The sequence below is a fragment of the Streptomyces sp. NPDC053673 genome (assembly GCF_055585225.1).
On record NZ_JBVJKN010000002.1, the window covers coordinates 531,460 to 552,368 of the forward strand.

At 69.0% G+C, this 20,909-nt stretch carries 14 protein-coding genes; 9 read left to right on the top strand and 5 right to left on the bottom strand.

Going from position 1 to position 20,909, the window contains the following annotated elements:
• Window positions 1-113 precede the first annotated feature (113 nt).
• The 4 genes from ACZ6ZQ_RS05650 (at window position 114) to ACZ6ZQ_RS05665 (ending at window position 12,265) form a co-directional block, all read left to right on the top strand.
• Window positions 114-407 (top strand): hypothetical protein, encoded by a 294-nt coding sequence (locus ACZ6ZQ_RS05650; RefSeq protein WP_469767258.1) that lies wholly within the window; start codon window positions 114-116, stop codon window positions 405-407.
• On the top strand, window positions 404-1,042 hold the full coding sequence (locus tag ACZ6ZQ_RS05655) for a BMP family ABC transporter substrate-binding protein (RefSeq protein ID WP_469767259.1): 639 nt from the start codon (window positions 404-406) through the stop codon (window positions 1,040-1,042). Before ACZ6ZQ_RS05650 ends, ACZ6ZQ_RS05655 begins: the two co-directional genes overlap by 4 nt.
• 235 nt (window positions 1,043-1,277) lie before the next feature.
• On the top strand, window positions 1,278-11,951 hold the full coding sequence (locus ACZ6ZQ_RS05660; protein ID WP_469767260.1) for a LamG-like jellyroll fold domain-containing protein: 10,674 nt from the start codon (window positions 1,278-1,280) through the stop codon (window positions 11,949-11,951).
• A complete protein-coding gene (locus ACZ6ZQ_RS05665; protein WP_469767261.1) occupies window positions 11,948-12,265 on the top strand; it encodes a hypothetical protein in 318 nt (105 codons plus the stop codon). The genes ACZ6ZQ_RS05660 and ACZ6ZQ_RS05665 overlap by 4 nt, the downstream gene beginning before the upstream one ends.
• 270 nt (window positions 12,266-12,535) lie before the next feature.
• On the opposite strand, the gene ACZ6ZQ_RS05670 is transcribed toward ACZ6ZQ_RS05665, so the two are convergent.
• Window positions 12,536-12,820 carry a hypothetical protein gene (locus ACZ6ZQ_RS05670; protein ID WP_469767262.1) on the bottom strand — a complete coding sequence of 95 codons (285 nt, stop codon included), beginning with the start codon at window positions 12,818-12,820 and terminating at the stop codon, window positions 12,536-12,538.
• A complete protein-coding gene (locus ACZ6ZQ_RS05675) occupies window positions 12,817-12,963 on the bottom strand; it encodes a hypothetical protein (protein ID WP_469767263.1) in 147 nt (48 codons plus the stop codon). The genes ACZ6ZQ_RS05670 and ACZ6ZQ_RS05675 overlap by 4 nt, the downstream gene beginning before the upstream one ends.
• Window positions 12,964-13,043: 80 nt before the next feature.
• Between ACZ6ZQ_RS05675 and ACZ6ZQ_RS05680 the strand changes: the two genes are divergently transcribed.
• Together ACZ6ZQ_RS05680 and ACZ6ZQ_RS05685 are read left to right on the top strand one after the other, a co-directional pair.
• The gene (locus ACZ6ZQ_RS05680) at window positions 13,044-13,172 is read left to right on the top strand and encodes a hypothetical protein (protein ID WP_469767264.1); all 129 of its coding nucleotides are present in this window, start codon (window positions 13,044-13,046) and stop codon (window positions 13,170-13,172) included.
• A 180-nt stretch (window positions 13,173-13,352) separates the two neighbouring features.
• The gene (locus tag ACZ6ZQ_RS05685) at window positions 13,353-13,958 is read left to right on the top strand and encodes a gamma carbonic anhydrase family protein (protein ID WP_469767265.1); all 606 of its coding nucleotides are present in this window, start codon (window positions 13,353-13,355) and stop codon (window positions 13,956-13,958) included.
• Between the two features lie 91 nt (window positions 13,959-14,049).
• Here the strand turns inward: ACZ6ZQ_RS05685 and ACZ6ZQ_RS05690 are convergent, their stop codons facing one another.
• Entirely contained in the window at window positions 14,050-14,496 is a 447-nt protein-coding gene (locus tag ACZ6ZQ_RS05690; RefSeq protein ID WP_469767266.1) for a lamin tail domain-containing protein, read from the bottom strand.
• A gap of 227 nt (window positions 14,497-14,723) precedes the next feature.
• The gene (locus tag ACZ6ZQ_RS05695; RefSeq protein ID WP_469767267.1) at window positions 14,724-15,437 is read right to left on the bottom strand and encodes a cadherin repeat domain-containing protein; all 714 of its coding nucleotides are present in this window, start codon (window positions 15,435-15,437) and stop codon (window positions 14,724-14,726) included.
• Window positions 15,438-15,614: 177 nt separating this feature from the next.
• Here ACZ6ZQ_RS05695 and ACZ6ZQ_RS05700 point away from each other — a divergent pair, with 177 nt between their 5' ends.
• The 3 genes from ACZ6ZQ_RS05700 (at window position 15,615) to ACZ6ZQ_RS05710 (ending at window position 19,878) form a co-directional block, all read left to right on the top strand.
• Window positions 15,615-17,648 (top strand): N-6 DNA methylase, encoded by a 2,034-nt coding sequence (locus tag ACZ6ZQ_RS05700; RefSeq protein ID WP_469767268.1) that lies wholly within the window; start codon window positions 15,615-15,617, stop codon window positions 17,646-17,648.
• A gap of 119 nt (window positions 17,649-17,767) precedes the next feature.
• Entirely contained in the window at window positions 17,768-18,358 is a 591-nt protein-coding gene (locus tag ACZ6ZQ_RS05705; RefSeq protein WP_469767269.1) for a hypothetical protein, read from the top strand.
• On the top strand, window positions 18,355-19,878 hold the full coding sequence (locus ACZ6ZQ_RS05710; RefSeq protein ID WP_469767270.1) for a protein kinase domain-containing protein: 1,524 nt from the start codon (window positions 18,355-18,357) through the stop codon (window positions 19,876-19,878). Before ACZ6ZQ_RS05705 ends, ACZ6ZQ_RS05710 begins: the two co-directional genes overlap by 4 nt.
• 119 nt (window positions 19,879-19,997) lie before the next feature.
• Here the strand turns inward: ACZ6ZQ_RS05710 and ACZ6ZQ_RS05715 are convergent, their stop codons facing one another.
• Window positions 19,998-20,891 (bottom strand): class I SAM-dependent methyltransferase, encoded by an 894-nt coding sequence (locus ACZ6ZQ_RS05715; RefSeq protein ID WP_469767271.1) that lies wholly within the window; start codon window positions 20,889-20,891, stop codon window positions 19,998-20,000.
• Window positions 20,892-20,909: the final 18 nt, after the last annotated feature.

A 20,909-nucleotide genomic window follows, 5' to 3' on the forward strand; every position in this document is an offset into this window, starting at 1 on the left:
TCCCGTCTGTCGTGTACGTGTGCGAGCCATGCGTACGCACGCTCCCCGAGAGGTAGCCGATCGTGAAGCCCGACGTCGCCGCCGTGAGTGCGGTTCAACCGACGAGCGGAGCCGTGCCCGGATTGTTTCCCAGGGTCCTGCTGGCGGCGGTGCCGGTGGTGAGCCTCGGGATGCTGGGCGCGGTTCCTTCGTACGTCATCGCCGCTCGACGGGGGACCCGTGCCGACTGGGCGGCCGTGGCCGTCTTCACCGCCGCCACCGTCGGCTGGCTGCTGCAGGCCGTGCTCACTCCGGTTCAGACCCATGGCTGGCAGTTCGCCGCGGACTTCCTGCTGCTGGGCCTCGCCACGGTCGGCGCCTCGCTCCACTGCCTGCTCGTCAGACCGCCGGCGGGTGAGACCCGATGAAGACCCGGCGTACCTGGCGTACCACTGCGAAGACCTCCGGTTCCGGCGTCGGTGCGCGCATCGGCCGGTGGCTGGCCGCCGCGCCCGGCCTGCTGCGCGGCCGCGCGGCCTGGGCGGCGGGCAGCGCCGCCGTGATCGTGCTCGGGCTGGTCGGCGTCTGGCTGTTCGCCGGCGATGAGGAGTCCGGGCCGCCCGACCCCAGGGCCCGCCAGTACAAGGAATTCGACGCCTGTCTGCTGACGGGGGAGAAGGGCATTGCGGCCGGTACGCCGGCCGCACCGGTGTGGGAGGGCATGCAGCAGGCTTCCCTGGAGACCCGGGCCCGGGTCAACTACGTGCCGGTCATGGGGCCGCAGTCGACGGAGAACGCCCGTCCGTTCTTCAACAGCCTCGTCCAGCGTCAGTGCGATGTCGTGCTGGCGGTCGGCGCGCCTCAGGTGGAGGTCACCAGGGCCGGGGCGAACCAGCACCCCAAGGTGCGCTTCGTCGTGGTCGACGGAGCGTCGGGCGCGGCTGCCGGCTCCGGAACGGCTGCCGAAAAGAGCGGGAACCTCACGGTGGCGAAGCAGGGTGACGGGCTCAAGTCATCGGTGGCGGACGTCATCAGACAGGCCGTCAAAGCATCGGAATCATGACAAGCAAGCAACGGGTTCCATTCGGAAGGTAAAGATCAGCTAAAGAGGCCGATCTTGAGTGGAACTCTTGTGCGGTCATCGGGCAGGCTCACGAAGCTTTTGTAGGCTTCGTGTAAGTAAAGGCTTGCCCATGCGCGTTCGCTGGGTCCGCAGCCCTCGCTTGTTCCCGCCGGGTCGTACCGGCAGACGCAGAGCGAGGGCTACGGCTCTATCTGTCCTTGTTTCCTTCTCCTTCATGCTCACCACGGAGACAGCCGCGGCCACCGGGGCCACGCTGCCGGCGCTGAGCATGCCCGAACTGTCCCTCTCCGGCCTGTGGGACTGGGCCAACAAGTCCCCGCTGGACACCCCCGACCAGCAGAACGGCACCGCGAGGGGCAAGAGCCACGTCGCCTCCTCCGACGCCACCAGCGCCGACGGCGGCTCCGGCCGTAAGCCCGGAAAGGGCAAGGGGGAACTCGACGCGTACAAGCGCGCCGAGGACCGGACCAGTACGTCCACGACCGGCAAGGCCGCCGGCACGGCGAAGAGCTTCGACGCCAGGACCAGCAAGCGGGACGCCAAGAAGTCCACGGCGACGTCGGACTACTACGTCAACGCCGACGGATCCACCACCATTCGGCACTATTCGGGCCGAACCAACTTCAAGGGTGACGACGGCACATGGAAGCCGATCGACACCGAGCTGGTCAAGGACAAGGACGGCAGACTTCAGGAGCGCGCCAACTCGCTCGACGTCGAGTTCGCCCCGAACGCCGCCGACCAGCAGCTCGTCTCCGTCGACTTCGGCGACGGCCGTAGCCTCGCGTACGCGCTCCGCGGCTCCGCGAAGGCGACGCCCACCGTCGCCGCCGACGGCACCGTCACCTACCCCGGTGTGCTGCCCGAGACCGATGTGCAGCTCGTGCCGCTCGCCGAGGGCCTCAAGGAGAACGTCGTCCTGCACAGCAAGGACGCCGCCAACTCCTGGGTCTTCCCGCTCGACGTCAAGGGCCTCACGCCCCGCGTCGCGGCCGACGGCGACGTGGAGTTCACCGACGCCGACGGCAAGGTGGTCGCCAACATCCCCCATGCCTACATGGAGGACTCGAAGATCGACCGGCGCTCCGGCGACGCCGCGCAGTCCAGGGCCGTCAGCTACGAGCTGATCACCGTGGACGGCGAGCCGGCGCTGCGGCTGACCGCCGACCGGGAGTGGCTGGACGCCCCCGAGCGGGTCTACCCGGTCACCGTCGACCCGACCATCGTGGCGAGCAACTCGACGTACACGCAGAACACGATCTCCGGTGACCACTCCACCGAGAACCAGATCAAGATCGGTTCGTACGACTCGGGCACCAACAAGGCGAACTCCTTCCTGCAGTTCTCCTCGCTCGGCACCACGCTCGCCGGGCAGAAGGTCTCCGCGGCGACCCTCAACGTCTGGGCGCTCTGGTCCGCGACCTGCACCGCGGAGGACTTCTCGGTCCACCCGGTGACCCAGTCCTGGACCCCGACCGGCGTGACCAGCTACCCCGGGCCCACGTACGGAGCGGCCATCGGCTCGGCCACGCCCGCGCCGGGCGCCTCCTGCACCAACACCAGCGGCAGTACCGGCGTCGGTGTGAAGATGCCGGTGACGCTCGGCACGAGCTGGTTCACCCAGGTCGCCACCGGCGGTGCCAACTACGGTCTCGCGATCACCGCGCCGACCTCGGACGGGCTGCACTGGAAGAAGTTCCACTCGGACAACTCGGCGACCGCGGGCTGGCGCCCGTCGCTGGACCTGACCTACGCGCCGAACACCAAGCCGCAGGTCAACGCCCAGTACCCGCCGGAGAACTTCCAGGCCAACACCCTTCAGCCCGAGCTGCTCGTCTACGCGAGCGACGCCGACAAGTGGCCGCAGACGGCGCTGACGTACACCTACGAGGTGTACGACGCCGACAGCGAGGGCACCACTCCGGTCGCCACCTCCGGTGCGCTCACGAAGAGCAACTGGAAGATACCCGCGGGCAAGCTGAAGTGGAGCAAGAACTACCTGTGGTACGTCGGCGTCAGCGACGGCTACGAGGAAGTGACGTACTCCAGCCGCTTCACCACCGCCGTGCCGCAGCCGCCGGTCACCTCGGGCCTGGCCATGAACACCGACGGCCACGAGTTCGACCCCAGTGACGGCAACTACACCACCGAGGACACCGACGCCGACGTGGAGGTGGTCGGCCCCTCGCTGGAGATCGACCGCTCCTACAACAGCCTCGACCCACGCGTCGACAGTGCCTTCGGAGCCGGCTGGTCGACGGTCGTCGACATGAAGGCCGCCGAGGTCAAGGACGGCGCGGGCACGGTCACCAGTGTTGTGATCACCTACCCGGGCGGTGAGCAGGTCGCCTTCGGCCGCAACACCGACGGCACGTTCGTGCCCCCGCTCGGCCGGTACGCCCGGCTCCAGGCCGTGACCGGCGGATACGCGCTGACGGACAAGGACTTCACGGAATACGCCTTCAAGCAGGCGACCGCGAAGGCCGGCACGTACGCGATATCCAGCATCAAGGACTACGCGGGCCGCACGGAGACGTTCACCTACGACACGGACAAGCGGCTGTCGAAGATCACCAACGACACGTCCAAGCGGTCCCTGACCTTCGCCTGGGCGCCGCAGACCGGAGGCACCTACCACGTCTCGACGGTCAAGACCGATCCGGCCACCCCGGGTGACACGACCACGGAGCAGCTCTGGACGTACGGTTACTCGGGCGACCAGCTCACGTCGGTCTGCCCGCCCGGCGACCCGACCAAGTGCACGACGTACACCTACGCCACCGGCAACCACTACCGCACCACGGTGCTGGACGCCGACCCGTTCGCGTACTGGCGGCTCGGTGAGACGTCCGGCACGGTCGCGAAGGACACGATCGACACCAACCAGGGCAAGTACAACGGCACGTACCGCAATGTGACCCTGGGCAGCTCGTCCGTCCTCGCCGGCTCCACGCAGAAGACGGCCACCTTCAACGGCACCACCTCGTACGTCGAGATGCCGAGCGCCCCCGGCGCCACGCCGTCGTACATGACGGTGTCCCTGTGGTTCAAGACGACCACGGCCGGCGGTGTCCTCTTCTACTACGGTGACAAGCCGCTGAGCGACCCCAACCCGGTCGCCAACACGACGAAGAACACCCCCGCGGTGTACGTGGGCATGGACGGCAAGCTGCGCGGCTGCCTGGCCATGTCGCCCGGCTGCATGTCGACGATCACGTCCGGCGCCACCGTAACCGACGGTCAGTGGCACAACGCGGTGCTCACGGGTGTGGCCAACAGCCAGACCCTGTACCTCGACGGTGTCTCCCAGGGCAACCTCCCCGGCACGATCAACGACTGGGTGCAGCCCTACATCTCGCTCGGCGCCGGTGTGAACACCGACGGCTGGCCGTCCATGAACCCGAACGACCAGCTCGGGCACTACACGGGCCAGATGGCCGAGGTCGCCATCTACTCCGAGCCGCTCGACCCCTCGGTGATCACCACGCAGTACCAGGCCGCCAAGCGGTCCGCGGGCCTGCTCAACAAGATCACCACACCGGGCCTGAAGACCCAGGCGTCGGTCGTCTACGGCACCACCGACGACCTGGTCCTGCAGGCCACGGACGGCGACGGCGGCACCTGGAAGCTCAACCCGGCCACCGTCACCGGCTCCTCACAGGTGTACCGGTCGGCCGTGATGGGCTCCGCCCCGGGCGGCTACTGGCGCCTGGACGACACCCTCGGCGCACCGCAGGCGGCCAACGAACTCAACACCGGCTTCGGTACGTACAACACCGTCACGCAGGGTGTGGCGGGTCCGTTCGGCGCGGGCGATGTGACGGCGGCGCAGTTCAACGGGACGTCGTCGTACGCGGAGATCCCGTTCAACCCGTGGCACGGATCGGGAGAGCGCGCCGTCGAGCTGTGGTTCAAGACCAGTTCGCCCGGCGTGATCCTTTCCGACCAGTCGCAGCTGCCGACCGGCGCCACGCCGACCGGCTCGTGGAACCCGCTGCTGTACGTGGGTGCCGACGGAAAGCTGCACGGTCACTGGTGGAGCGTCTCCGGATCCGGCAGCACCGCCTTCGGTTCCACCGGCGCCGTCAACGACAACAGGTGGCACCACGCGGTCCTGTCGGCCTCCGGCACGACCCAGACCCTGTACGTCGACGGAGTCAAGCAGGCCGACTACAGCGGTGCCGCGAAGGACCAGTCCAACACGCGCACCTTCATCGGCGCGGGCTTCGGCAAGTACTGGTACCAGTCGCCCGGTGACGTGAGCTTCTTCAACGGCTCCATCGCCGAGGTCGCCGCGTACGGCCACCCGCTGTCCGCCGACGAGGTCGAGCAGCACTGGTCGGCGTACAAGGCGTCCTCCGGTGTCGCACCGGTGCGCACGGTCACGCTCACCGACCCCACCGACAAGACGCTGAAGTACGTGTACGACGCGGAGATGGGTAACCGTCTGCTGGCCGCGATCGACACCAACGGCAAGCGGACGACGTACGGCTACGACACGGCGGGCTTCCAGCACACCGTGACCGACGCCAACGGCAACCGCAGCATCACCGGCCACGACATCCGCGGCAACACGGTCTCCCAGACCGACTGCCAGGACACCGCGGCCAACAAGTGCGCCACCGAGTACTACACGTACTACCCGGACGCGACCACGGCGTTTCCGACGATGGACCCCCGGAACGACCTGCTCCTCACCGAGCGGGACGCCCGTTCCTCGGGCCCGACGGACAACGCCTATCTGACCAGCTACAGCTACGACACGGGCGGCAACCTCCTCTCGGTGACCACCCCGCCGGTGGCCGGTCATCCGAACGGACGGACCGCTTCCACCACCTACACCACCACCGCCACCCCGGCGGCGGAGGGCGGCACGGCGAAGGCGCCGGCCGGTCTGGTGGACACGGTGACCACGGCGGGCGGCAAGACAACGAAGAACGTCTACTTCGCCAACGGTGACCTCGCCGAGATCACCGACGCCAACGGCGCCAAGGTGAAGTACACGTACGACGCGCTCGGCCGGAAGATCACCGAGACCGAGGTATCGGACGCCCAGCCCAGCGGGCTGACGACCACGTTCACCTACGACAAGAACGACCAGGTCGCCACCGAGACCAGCCCCGCGGTCACCAACCGCGTGACGGGTGCGGTGCACCAGGCCAAGTCGACCACGGTCTTCGACGCAGACGGTAACGTCACGTCGCAGACCGTCGCGGACCTCACCGGCGGTGACGCCTCGCGTGTCACGTCGATGACGTACGACGCGTACAACCGCGTGGCGACGAGGACGGACCCGGGCGGCGACACCACGTCGTTCGAGTACGACGTCTACGGCAACAAGGTCAAGGAGACCGACCCCGAGGGGACCGTCAACACCTACACCTTCGACGCCGAAGGCCGTCCGCTCACCACCAACCTGCTGAATTACACCGGCGACCCGCACAACCCGTCCCCGCCGACGACGCTGGTCCAGGAGTCGCGGGCGTACGACCCGGCGGGCCGGCTCGCGTCGGTCACCGACGCGATGGGCTGGGTGACGGCGTACACCTACACCGACGACGGTCTGTCGGCGAGCGTGGTGCGCAAGGACCCGGCGAACGGCAAGCAGTTCACCGAGCAGTCCAACGAGTACGACATGGCCGGGAACCTGATCAAGCAGGTGACCAACGACGGTCTGACGACGAGCACCTTCGCGGTGGACGCGTCCGACCGCGTCACGTCGTCCGTGCTCGACCCGGCCGGTGTGAACCGCACCACGAAGGTCTCGTACGACCCGGACGACAATGTGCTGTCCGAGACGGAGACCGACCCGTCGACCGGTGAGGTCAGCACGTCGGACACGACGTACGACAACCTCGGCAACGTCACGGGTGTGACGGCGCACGACGGCACCACCGCTCCGGTGGCACGTTGGAAGCTCGACGAGACCAGCGGCCTGACGGCCGACGACTCCTCGGGCGGCAACCGCAAGGTCACTCTCGGCAGCGCGGTCACCCGCTCCACCGAGAAGGGCGGCTCGGCGGTCTTCAACGGGACGGCGAACGCTTACGGCACGACGGACGGCTCCGCGGTCGACACCGGCGGCAGCTTCACCGTCTCGGCGTGGGTCAAGCTGAACTCGACCTCGTCCAACTACACGGCGGTCGGCCAGGACGGCACCTACCACTCGGGCTTCTACCTGGGCTATGTCCAGTCGGCGAACAAGTGGGCCATCCGCTTCCCGACCCGTGACGACGCCTCCGGCGCGCTCGGGGACCAGCTGGTGTACTCCACCGCTGCCCCGGTGACCGGCCAGTGGACCCATCTGACGTCGGTCTACGACCAGTCGACCGGCAAGATCTCGCTGTACGTCAACGGCGCCCTGCAGGGCACCGACGACCGTACGTCGGTCTGGTCGGCCAACGGCAAGCTGCAGATCGGCCGGGTCAAGTACGCGGGCGCGTACGACGGCTTCTGGCCGGGTGGCATCGCGGACGTGCAGGTCTACGGCGAGGCGCTGAGCGCGTCGCAGGTGTCCGCGGTGAACGGTGGGACGCTTCCGGCGGCGGGCAGTTCGGTCCGTACGACGACGTGGAAGCTGGACCAGCGTGGTCTGCCGGTCGCCGTGACCGATACGAGCGGCAACACGACGGACTACGGCTATGACGAGGCTGCGCAGCAGACCACTGTCACCGAGCCGGCCGTCAACGCGGAGCAGAACGGCGGGACTCCGGTCTCCGTCCGTCCTGTGTCGATGACCGGCTACAACACCTTCGGTGAGGCGACCGAGTCGTCCGACCCGCTCGGCAATGTCTCGGTCACCGCGTACGACGCCGAGGGCCAGGAGTCCTCGACGACGCTGCCGAACTACACCGCGCCGGGGTCCCCGACGCCGATCACGGCCACGGCCTGGAACGAGTACAACAAGCTCGGCCAGGTCACGGCGGAGGTCGACGCGCTCGGCAACCGCACCACCTACTCGTACACGCAGCTCGGCGATCTGGCTTCGGTCACGGATCCGGGTGGCGGCACGACGAAGTACTCGTACGACACCAACGGCGACCAGCTGTCGGCGACGCGGCCGAACGGCGCCCGTGAGGAGTCCACCTGGGACTACCTGGGGCGTCCGGTCACCAGCACGGACATCGTGCGTCAGCCGACGCAGCGGGCGTTCACGGCGATCAACGAGTACAACGCTCCGGGCGGCGAGCTGTCCCGGACCGTGAGCCCGACGGGCGTCTCGGAGTCGTACAAGTACAACGCGATCGGCGAGACCACCGAGGTCACCGACAGTGCCGGTAACACGTCCAAGTTCACCTACGACATGGACGGTCAGGTCCTGACCTCGACGGACCCGGACAACACCAGCACCAAGAACACCTACGACGGGTTCGGCCAGCTGGTTTCCACCAGCGACCTGGACGCGACCGGCGCGACCCTGCGGACTTCGAGTTCCACGTACGACCGTGCGGGCAATCCGACGTCGGTGACCGACTACCGGGGCCACACCACCACGTTCACGGTGGATCCGACGGGTCTGGTGACCAGGGCCGTACAGCCGGTCTCGGCGACTGAGTCGATCACTACGACCTTCGGCTACGACGCGGCGGGCAACCGGACGCGTTTCACCGACGGCCGAGGCAATCCGTTCCTCACGACGTACAACAGCTGGGGGCTGCCGGAATCGTTGATCGAACCCTCCACCCCGGCCCACCCGAACCCGGCGGACCGCACCTTCACCACGGTGTACGACCCCAACGGGCAGGCCAAGGAGCTGCGCTCCCCGGGTGGTGTGGTCACCACCAATGAGTACGACGTCAAGGGCCGGCTGATCCGACAGGCCGGTACGGGTGCGGAGGCCGCCACGGTCGACCACACCTTCGACTACGACTCCGACGACCGCATCACGGCCGTGGCCGGTGTGGGTGAGGACAAGAACACCTTCACCTACGACGACCGCGGGCTGCTGCTGTCCACGTCCGGCCCGTCGGGCGCCTCGTCCTTCGCCTACAACGGCGACGGACAGATGACCTCGCGGACCGACGCCGCCGGCACGTCGACCTATGGGTACGACACCGCCGCCCGCCTGAAGACGGTCAATGACGGGGCCACCGGCTCCACGATGACCTACGACTACGACGTCAACAGCAACGTCAAGTCGGTCGACTACGGGGCAGGCAAGTCCAAGCGGACGTTCTCGTACGACGCCCTGGAGCGGATCACCAGCGACAAGCTGACCTCGCCCACCGGCAACGTGCTGTCCTCCATCACCTACGGGTGGGACGAGAACGGCAACGAGACGTCGAAGACGACGACCGGTGTCGCGGGCGCGTCCACGAACACGTACACGTACGACTGGGCGAACCGTCTGGCTTCCTGGAACAACGGGACCACGACGGAGCAGTACGGCTACGACGCGTCCGGCAACCGGACGCGTGTCGGTGGCGACACGTACACGTACGACGCCCGCAACCGGCTTACGTCGGACGGGCACAGCACGTACACGTACACCTCGCGCGGCACGATGAGCTCGGTCACGGACGAGGGAGGCACGCAGACCGCGGTCAAGGCCGACGCCTTCAACCGCGTCATCAACGAGGGCGACCGGACGTACACGTACGACGGTCTGGACCGCGTCCTGGACGCCAAGGACGAGACCGGCACCGCGGTGTTCTCGTTCAAGTACGGCGGCTTCGGAAACGATGTGGCCTCGGACGGTGTGACGTCCTACAGCCGCAACGCGGACGGCTCACTGCTCGGCGTGAAGACGGCTGTGTCTTCGGCGCTGGTCATGACGGACCTGCACGACGACGTGATCGGTCAGTTCACCGACACCGGTGAGGCACTGACCGGCTCGACGACGTACTCGCCGTTCGGCAAGGTCCTCCAGACCGCGGGCATGCTCGGCAACCTCGGCTACCAGTCCGGCTGGACCGATCCCGAGACGGCCAAGGTCAACATGGCCGCGCGCTGGTACTCACCGGAGACCGGCCAGTTCAACAGCCGCGACACGGTGGGTCTCGACCCGCTGCCCACGTCGGTCACCGCGAACCGTTACGCGTACGCGGACGGCAACCCGATGACTGCCACCGACCCGACCGGTCACTGGCCGAGCTTCATCGACAAGGCGATCAACAAGGTCAAGAAGAAGGTCAAGAAGGTCGTCAAGTCGGCCTGGAAGAAGGCCAAGCGCACCGTCAAGAAGGTCGCCAAGGCTGTCCGCAAGGCCGCGAAGAAGATCAAGCGCGCGGTCAAGAAGGTGGTCAGGAAGGCCCACCGGGCGGTCCGCAAGGCCGTGCGGTACGTGCGCGACAGCGTCCGCAAGGTCAAGAGATACGTCAAACGCACGTACAAGCGTGTCAAACGCTACGTCCACAAGGTCGTCAAGCACGTCAAGAAGACCGTGCGGAAGGTGGCCAAGGCCGTCAGACACGTGGCGAAGAAGGTGGTGAAGGCAGCCAAGAAGGTCGGCAGAGCCGTCAAGAAGGCGGCCAAGGCCACAGCCAACTTCGTCAAGCAGCACGCCGCGACCATCGCCTCGGTGGCCGTCGGTATCGCGGTCTTCGCCGGCTGCACCGCTGCCACAGGTGGTGTCGGTGTGATCGGCTGCGGCGCCCTCGCGGGTGCGGCGGCCAACGGCGTGGGCTACCTGATGAGTGACGGCCCGAAGTCCATCGGTGGCTTCCTCGGCTCGGTCGCCATCGGTGCCATTACCGGTGCGGCCGGTGGCGCGGCCGGAATGCTGGGTGGCGCGGCAGGTCGTCTGCTGTCCGGCGTCGGCGGCAAGGTCCTCCGGGGCGCTGTGGAAGGCGCGGTGGAGGGTGCCGTCGACGGCGCTGTCGCCTACGGCGTCTCCTGCGCGTCCAGCGAGGAAGGCTGCAGCGTCAGCGGCGCGGCCAAGGCCACGGCGGGAGGCGCGGCCCTCGGTGGCGTCTTCGGTGCCGCCGGCAGCAAGTTCGGCCGCAAGGGCAAGCCGTCCCCGGAGCCCGACGCCCAGCCCTCCGCGCCGCAGGCGACGAGTGGGCCCGGCTGCCGGGTGCCGCGGCACAGCTTCACGGCAAAGACGCCGGTGAAGCTCGCGAACGGCAAGACCAAGCCGATCTCCAAGGTGAAGGCCGGGGACCTCGTCCTGACGGCCGAGCCGGGCAAGAAATCCCACGAGAAGCACCGCGTCAAGAAGGTGATCGTCACCACGACGGACCGTGACTACGTCGATGTCGTCGTGGCCACCAAGACCGGTCCGCAGACGATCGAGACCACCAAGCACCACCAGTTCTACGAGTCGAGCCGCAACTCCTGGACCCAGGCCGGCGACCTGAAGCCCGGCCAGAAGCTCCAGGACGACTCGGGTGCACCGGCCCTCATCGTCGAGGTCAAGTCGTACAAGGCGCAGCGCGTCACCTACGACCTGAGCATCGAGGGTCTGCACACGTACTACGTGGTGGCCGGTGAAATGCCGGTTCTCGTACACAACTGCGGTGGCTCGAACCCGGATCACGCCACTTCCTGCCGATGCGCCAATGGCGCGCCGGCGCGCCCGGCGGTCCAGGAACATGAGGTGGGGCGGTTCGGCGACCTGGATGGCAGGGCGCGAACGGGAGACGACCTCACGCCGAATCACATTCCGCAAGCTGCGTCGGGTCGCATAGCGAATTACCGCGACTACGCGGCGCACATGATGACGGACGCCGACCATAGAATGACTCGCACATATGGCGGCGCGGGAAGAAGAACCGCACGCGTGGATGCCGGGCTGTCTTTCCGGCAAGTCCTCGCCGCGGACTTCATGAACCTTCGAAGTATCGGCCAGCGAAATCACGGTGACCCCGGCTACTTCAATGCCGATATCGCAGGTATCATGCAGTACTACAGGACTAACTATCCGGATCTTCTGAAGAGGGACCCATGACGATCAGGGATGAGGTTCGCGAGTTTGTCCGGCTCGCACCGCTTCCGTCCGAGGAGGACAACTCCGAGGAGGGCGACGAGGCCTTCGACGAGATGGAACGGGCACTGCATGCGATCGAGAAGCCCGTCACCGACGAAGAGGCCCGACTCCTGTCGGAGTGCTTCGGGGACGACAACTGCTTCGGATTGGCATGGACACTGCTCCATCTGGTGGAGTCGGCCCCGTCGCCAGTGGTGACCTCTGAGCCGCCCGAAGGCTCGAATGTGTGGATCACAAGATTGTGGACGCGTTACCGGAACACCTTGACCGACTAGGTCACGGGTTCCGCCTGAAGGGTTCGCCCCGAGGGCGGCGGTGATGGGTGGCCCGCCGGATGTTTCCGGCGGGCCATTGCGTTTTCCGGCGAGGGGATACCGACGGAAGGCCTGACGAAGGCGACCTCCGACGGAGTCCCGGGCGGTACAGCCCGCCTGTGTTCTTCAAAGAATGGGCGGAGCGCCCGGATTGATTCGAGGCGGGGATACGGTGTGCGCGCGACGGACGTCCTTGCTCGCCTCTCCGCCCCACCCGCGTCGGCTCAGTGTTCAGTGGTCGCCGGGTGCGAGTCCCCGGCTCTTGATGATGCGCAGGGCGTCGCTCAGAGCCTCTGACAAGTGGGTCACCAGGGTGTGGAGTTCGACAGGAGTCACGTCGGGTTCGTCGAGCACGGACTGCACCTGATCGAGCAGCTGTCCCGCCAGGCCGAGCTGGACCGCTTCGATCTGGTCGGCGAGGCGTGAGACGGGGCCGCGGCCGTCGCCGATCACGTAGCAGGGTTTGCCCTCCCGGCCGCGCCAGGGCAGCAGCCGGATCGAATGTGACTCGGTCATGCGCATGCCTCCTCGGCATAGAGGTTCCTGGTCCCGAGGTCCGATCCGTACAGGTACGGCCGGACCAGTGCTGTTGTACTGCCGTCGATGGGCTCGTACCAGGCGCGGACGGTCGCCGCCGGGAGGAATGCGGTGGTGGGCAACACAGGCGAGCGCGCGGGACGTGACCCCCTGGTGCGGTGCCGACCGCGTGGGATGAATCGGGCGTAGAGCGTGCGCGGTCATGCTCGACTATTCGGAGTGCGGGCCCGAGGGCGAACCCGCCGTTGCGTACATCGACGAGGACCGGATCCCGCGGCGGGTGGCCGACTCCTTCGGTGAGTTTCTGTCGCGGCTGATGGTGAGGGGCTGACAATGACCCGACCGGAGCATGTGGTTGAAGCGTGGCTGAGCAGCCACTTCCTCAAGGTCTCAGAGCCGTCGCGTCGTCCGGGGCGCTGAGTACTGGTAGAGGTTTCCCATGCCCGACTCGTGGCATCGGCGTCCTGGGGATCCCGTCCCTCGGACGGCCGTCCGTCCGGCAGACGTGAGGGTGAGTGAGTTGCTGTACGAGCATCGCGGCAAGCGGCCCGTCGTCCCCGAGTCCGCGTACGTCGCCCCCTCGGCCGTGCTGTGCGGCGCCGTCGTTCTCGGTGAACGCGCGCGCGTCCTGCACGGCGCCGTGCTCACCGCAGAGGACGGCGAGGTGCGTACCGGCGCGGACGTGGTGGTGATGGAGAACGCACTGATCCGCGGTCGGTCGAAGCACTCGGCGGTCCTGGGGGACGCCGTGCTCATCGGGCCGCACGCGCACATCAACGGGGCGACCATCGAGGACGAGGCATTCGTGGCGACGGGGGCGGCGGTGTTCCCGGGAGCCGTGGTCGGGGCGGGGTCCGAGCTGAGGATCAACAGCGTGCTGCACGTCAACTCCCGGCTGGAGCCGGGGACGGTCGTGCCCACTGGGTGGGTCGCCGCCGGAGACCCGGCTGAGCTCTTCTCGCCGGACCGGCACGACGAGCTGTGGGAGAAGCAGCGCGGTCTCGACTTCCCCGGCACGGTGTACGGGGTCCCGCGCGGTACGTCGATGCGCGCGATCATGGCCCGCCAAGCCGAGTTCTACGGGGCCCACAAGGGCGACCGGCGTCTCGACGGCTGACGCGGAACCAGGGCGGGGAACCAGGGCGGGGAACCGCAACCTGGCCGGCCGCAGTGCGGCGCGGCCCGGCGGGGAGATTGGGGGGAAGGACTCAGCAGTACTTGGAGGACCCGCTCGAACCCCACGAGCACGAGTCGGCCAGCGCCCCCGTGGACTTCCGCAGGTACGCCGTGTCCCCGGTGTTGTTCCACACGTACCAGGACCGGCCCCAGTAGCGGTACCCGGCCGTGTTGGAGCCCTTGCCGGTGTGGACCTTGACGTAGGACTTCGCGCCGATCTTGCCGCTGAAGGTGTACGTGTAGCCGGTGACGTCGCGCAGTTTCCAGCCCTGGATGGAGATCGCGGACGTGCTGGAGTTGTAGAGCTGCACCCACTCGCCGTTCAGCGACGTGTTCGATCCGGTGTCGGAGCCCGGCGAGTTGTAGTACACGCGGTAGATGCTCACTCCACCGGCGGCCTGGGCCGGAGTGGCGGTCAGCAGACCACCGGCGACAACAGCGGCCACAGCGGCGGCCGAGGCGGCGTAACGGAGCTTCAAGGACCCTCCCCAGAGTTGAACAGTGCTCGGACGACGGAGTCCGAACGACGGAGAGAGTACATCCGGGTGTGAAGGAAATGTGGGGAGAGTCTGGATGAATGTCAAAGAGGGTCGTTTTTGATCGCCTTGTTGCGCGACCTGATCCGGATGTCTGACCGGATGCGGGCGGCGGACCGCACCGCCGGTGTCGTGCCGGGGGCGCGGTCCGTTGGTGTCCACGGGCGGCGTCAGCCGGTCCTCGTCCAGTCCTGGCAGCCTGTCGTCTTGAAGAACCCGTCGCTCGCGCCGATCTTCACGATCGCCGTCCCCTTCGCGTTCTCGTTCGCCAGGATCGAGTCCACGCTGTGGGCGGCGTCCTTCGAGCGCTCCCAGTAGCACATGTCGTCGGTGTTGCCCGTGGACTTGTACGTGCCGGGGGTGATGTCGACGCCCACCTTGAACATGCCGCCGTCGCCCTTCATCCCGGACTTCGGGCTGCCCTTGGCCTTCTCGTCGACGGCCTCCCAGTCCTTGCAGCCGGTGGACTTGAAGATCTTGTCGGTGGCCTTGAGCGTCACGTAACTCGTCCCGCTGACATTGTCGTTGGCGAGGATCGAGTCCACCTCGCCCTTGGAGTCCTTGGCGCGCTCCCAGTAGCACATGCCGTCGTCGTTGCCGCTGGTCCGGTACAGGCCGGGCTTGATGTCCTTGCCGATCTCGAAGTCGCCGTCGCCCTCGATCGCGACGGCCTTCTTCTTCTCTTCCTTCGGCTGGGCAGCCTGCTGCTTGTCCTTGCTGCCCTCGGCGGCCGAGGCCCCCGAGGTCGAGTCGCTGTCGCCGCCGCCCCCGCCCGCCGCCGAGGCGATCGCGATCACCGCGACCACCGCGCCGAGGCCGGTGAGCACCTTGTGGCGGGCGAACCAGTTGCGCTTCTGCTGCGGGGCGTGCATGGGCTGAGACATGGATGTGGCACCTTCCGGGCGCTGTGGTGACTGCCTGAACCGATACGTCAATGACAGCAGAGGCTGTGAACCGAGTCAACAAGATTCACAAGTTTTGATTCGGCTCACGCTGTGAATGGATCCGCTGAATCTGCTCGGTATGCTCGTCTTTCACAGCGGACGAGGGGAGACGGTCAGGTGCCGGACGAGCACGAAGCAGAAGTCACCGCCGCCGGTATCGCCCGGCTCGCGGGAGTGGGCCGTGCCGCCGTCAGCAACTGGCGGCGCAGGCACGCCGACTTCCCCAAGCCCGTGGGCGGTACGGAGACCAGCCCGTCCTTCGCGCTCGCGGACGTCGAGCAGTGGCTGCGCGCCCAGGGCAAGCTCGCCGAAGTGCCGCGCCGGGAACGGGTCTGGCAGCAGCTCTCCGCGCACCCCGCGGGAGCTGTCACCGCGCTCGTCCACGCCGGGGACGTGCTGCTCCTCGTACGGGACAGGCCCACGGCGTGGCTGGAGCTGGCCGCCGCCCCGGACGAGCGGCTCGCCGAGATGCTGCCGCACGCCCTGGACCAGGTGCTCGCCGCCCGCTTCGGCGCGCAGCGCGCCGTGCCGACGCCGCCGGCGGTCGAGCTCGCCGCGTCCGTCCCCCTTCTCCGCGGGGCCGCCGAACTCGCCGCGGAGCTCGGCGTGCGCCAGGCCTTCGAGTTCCTGCTCGGGCGGCATCTGGACGCCAACCCCCGTCAGTACACGCTCACCCCGCCCGGCCCCGCCGAGCTCATGGCCGCCCTCGCCGCGGCGGACTGCCCCGCCAGGATCGTGCTCGACCCGGCGTCCGGCACCGGGGGGCTGCTGCGCGCCGTACAGCACCCGGCCGCCCTCTACGCCCAGGACGCCGACCCCGAGCTGGCCGCGCTCACCGCCCTGCGCCTCGCCCTGCACGGCGACGCCGACATCCGCGCGGCCGCCGCCGACACCCTGCGCGCCGACGCCTTCCCCGAGCTCACCGCCGACGCGGTGCTCTGCCACCCGCCGTTCAACGAGCGCAACTGGGGCCATGACGAACTCGGCTACGACCCTCGCTGGGAGTACGGCTTCCCGGCTCGCACCGAGTCCGAACTGGCCTGGGTGCAGCACGCCCTCGCCCGACTGCGCCCCGGTGGCACGGCCGTCCTGCTGATGCCCCCGGCCGTCGCCTCCCGCCGCTCCGGGCGCCGTATCCGCGCCGATCTGCTGCGCCGCGGCGCGCTGCGCGCCGTGATCGCCCTACCCGCGGGCGCCGCACCCCCGTACGGCATTCCGCTGCACCTGTGGGTGCTCCGCAGGCCCGGTGCCGACCAGCGCCCCGACCCCGAGCTGCTGTTCGTCGACACCACCTCGCTCGTGCCGGACGGCGGCCGCGACAAGCTGCCCTGGCCCGCCGTGCAGAGCGCCGTGCTCGACGCGTGGCGGGACCGGGCCGAACAGCCCGGCGTCAGCAGGGCCGTACCCGTCATCGAACTCCTCGACGACGACGTCGACCTCGCCCCCGCCCGCCATCTGTCCGTTCCGGCCGCCGCCGGCTCGGCGGCCGAACTGGAAGCCGTGCGCCTGAGCCTGGACGGCTCACTGCGCCGCACCATGGAGCTGACACCCCCGCCCGCCACACCTGCCGCGCCTGCGCGGCCCGCCGCCCGCACCCTCACCACGGTCGGCGAACTCGCCCGCGCCGGGGCGCTTCAGCTGCGCGCCGGCGGCGCCGGCACCTCTCCCTCCGGCGGTCCCGTTCTCACCGAGCACGACGTGATCGCCGGTGCCGCACCGTCCGGCACGCTCCCGGACGGGCCCGCCGAGGAACCGGTGCTCACCGAGGAAGGCGATGTCGTCGTCCCGATCCTGGGCGGCGGTTCCGTCGCGCGCGTCGTCGACGCGGGGACGGCCGGCGCGGCGCTCGGCCGCAACCTTCAGCTGCTGCGGCCCGACCAGGCAGCTCTCGACCCCTGGTTCCTGGCCGGCTTCCTGCGCGGCACGGCGAACAACCGGCAGGCCAGCAGCTACGCCTCCACCGCGACCCGGCTCGACGTACGGCGCATCCAGCTGCCCCGGCTGCCCCTCGCCGAGCAGCAGCCGTACGGCGAACGCTTCCGCGCCCTCGCTGAGTTCGAGGACGCACTCCGCCTCGCGGGCCGGCTCGGCGGACAGCTGGCGCAGAGCCTGTACGACGGGCTGGCGGACGGGACCGTCCTGCCGGAGTGACCTGAGTGATCAGCGCAACAGCAGTTGTGCACAACCCTGAGCCGGGTGTCCGAGTCGGTGTATACGCTCTAACCCCTTGAGCCAACTGCCCGATTCCGTACGCCTCTCAGGAGCGACCCATGCACGGTCATGCGCCGATGACGCCACCGCGCCCCGCCGTGTCGGCGGGCGTGATCGCCGTGCGCGTGATCATCTGCATCCTGATCGTGCTGACGCTCGGGTTCCTCGCCTGGGTGGCCATGCTGCGCATCGCGATCATGCGGCGCACGGGCCGGGACTGGGCCTTGTTTTGGGGCCAGCTGGTGCTGAACATCGGCTGCCTGGTCACCCTGGAGCAGCACTTCGCGGACCACTGGATATCGAATGTCGGCATGGCGGGGCTGCTGGTGCAGATGGTCGTCGTGACCGTCTACTACCTGATCGTCGACATCCACTTCCACCAGCGTCCGTACGCGATGCCGGTCGCGCCGATGCCGCCCGTACCGCCGGTCGCGCACTACGGTCCGCCGCACGCGTCGCCCGCACCCATGCCCATGCCCACGCCCCCGCCCGCGCCGGGGTACGGCTATCCACCACAGCCGGTGCAGCCCCCGCAGCCGCAGCAGGCCCACCCGCCCCAGCCGCCCCAGCCCCGCATCGACCAGGTCCGCGCCGAGCTCGACGAGCTGAGTGAGTACCTGCGCAACGACCGCGGGGAGCACCGCCGGTGACCGGACGGATCATCGCCGGCCGGTACGAGCTGTCCACGGTCATCGGCCAGGGCGGCATGGGCCAGGTCTGGACGGCGTACGACGGACGCCTCGACCGCCGTGTCGCCGTCAAGCTGCTCCGCCCCGACCACATGGCACCGGCCACGGCCGCCGACGAGATGCGCCGGCGTTTCGTGCGCGAGTGCCGGGTCACCGCCCAGGTCGCCCACCCCGGCCTGGTCACGGTCCACGACGCGGGCAGCGACAACGACGACCTGTACCTTGTCATGCAGTACGTCGAGGGCGCGGACCTCGCCGACCATCTCGCCGAGCACGACCCGTACCCCTGGCCGTGGGCCGTCTCCGTCGCCGCCCAGCTGTGCGCGGTGCTCGCCGCCGTGCACGCCGTGCCGATCGTCCACCGCGACCTCAAGCCGCGCAACGTGATGGTGAAGCCCGACGGCACGGTCACCGTCCTCGACCTCGGCGTCGCGTCCGTGATCGACACCGACACCACCCGGCTCACCCACACCGGCTCCCCGATCGGCAGCCCGGCCTACATGGCCCCCGAGCAGGCGATGGGCGGCGCCGTCGGCCCGTACACGGACCTGTACGCCCTCGGTGTGCTGCTGCACGAACTGCTCAGCGGCAACGTGCCGTTCGCCGGTTCCACCGCGCTCGGCGTACTCCACCGCCATCTGTACGAGCCGCCCGTCCCGGTCCGCCGGCTACGGCCCGAGGTTCCCGAGCAGCTGGAAGCGCTCGTGCTGCGGCTGCTCGCCAAGGATCCGCAGCACCGCCCGTCGGGCGCGCAGGAGGTGTACGAGGCCCTCGCCCCGCTGCTGCCCGCGCGCGGGATGCCGTCCGGACCGCTCGACCCCACCCGTCCCTTCCTGCGCCCGCACGCGCCCTGGCCCGACCGGGTCACCAGCCCGCCCCCGGACCCCCGAGTGGCGGCCCCGGTGGCCGGCCGCCCGGACGTCGCCGCCGCGGTCGACGAGGTCAAGCGTCTCCTCGGCGAGGGCAGCATCACCCGGGCCGTGGACATCCTGGGCGGCATTCTCCCGGCGGCCGCCGCCGAGCACGGCGAGCACTCACCGGTGGTCAGGATCCTGCGCAAGCAGTACGCGACGACGCTGATGGACGACGGCCAGTACCGGCGCGCCCTGCCCGAGCTGCGCAGGCTGGCCGACGACCGGGCGGCCGAGGCGGGCATGGGCGATCCGCAGACGCTCCAGTTCCGCTACGACGCGGCACAGTGCCTGGAGCAGCTGGGCGAGACGGCGGCCGCGCTCGCCGAGTACCGCGCGCTCCAGCCGTACTTCGAGAACCCGCAGTCGTCGGGCGCCGACCAGGGCCGCGCCTTCGAGATCCGGCATCGCATCGGTCATCTGCTGCTCGCGGCGGGCGATCACACCGCGGGACACCAGCAGTTGCAGAGCCTGCTCCACGACACGGAGCGCCTGTACGGCGCCGGCCATCCGCTGCCCGTCGAGCTGCGGCGCGCCCTGGACCGGCAGCGCCAGTTCCGCCCGGGCTGATTTCGGGGGCTCTGCCTTCGAACCTCCGCGCCCCGAACGCCGGCGAGGCTCATGTCGAGCCCGTCCGGCGTTCGAGGCGCGGCCGAAGGCCGTACGGGGTCCGGGGTGGAAGCCCCGGCTCAGCCCGCCCGCAGGAACGCCGTGCCCGCGACGAGCCCCATGAGCTTCAGCCGGGAGCCGTTCGCGAGGCGTTTCCCCAGGGCCTCACTTACACCCGGACGAGTGTCGTCGCCGTGACCGTCGAGGATGACGACCGCACCCTCCGCGGCGAGTTCCTCGGCCCACTCCAGATCGCCGAGGACCCCCTGCACGGACGGGTCTCCGGCCAGAACGATCACGCCATAGCGGACGTCGGAGACCGCGGCCCGCACCTCCGGGTCGCCGGAAGCACCCCGCTGGATCCGGGCCTGCGCACCGGAACGGCTGCCGCACAGCGCCAGGTTGGCGCGTACGACGTCCTCGCGCACCGGGACCGGAGCCCCCGCCGGCACGGCGACGCCCGCGAGCGGGTCGACGATCGTCAGCCGGGGCTCGACGCCCGCGCGGTGCAGCATGCGCAGCAGCGCCGTCGCGAACAGCCCGTGCTGGGTACCGATCTCCAGCACGTTCTCGTTCGGTGGGGCCAGCAGCGGAACGGTCGCCAGCTTGCCGCACACATCGGAGGTGGAGCCTGCGATCCGGCCGACGCCGAGGGCCTCCAGCGCGACCACCGTCCGGTAGGCGACGGTGAGATCGCGTCGGGCGTGATCACCGGATGCTCCGGTCACCGTGGTCACTTCGCGCACCAGCGTGTCCAGCTGGGTCGCGGTGGGCATCCGGTGGCCGTCCCGCCCGGAGTGGTCGAGCAGCAGCCCGAGTCCGTAGCTCTGGCGCCGCAGGTCGGCCACTTCGTGGTGGAGGGCGTCGAGGTCGGCCTGCAGGGCCGTGGTGGCGCGCTCCAGGCGCTGCTCCACCAGCGAGAAAGCCGGACGCAGCACCCGCTTCGCCAGCCGGTTGCTCAGGAGGGAAGGCATGGCCGGGACGTTACGCCG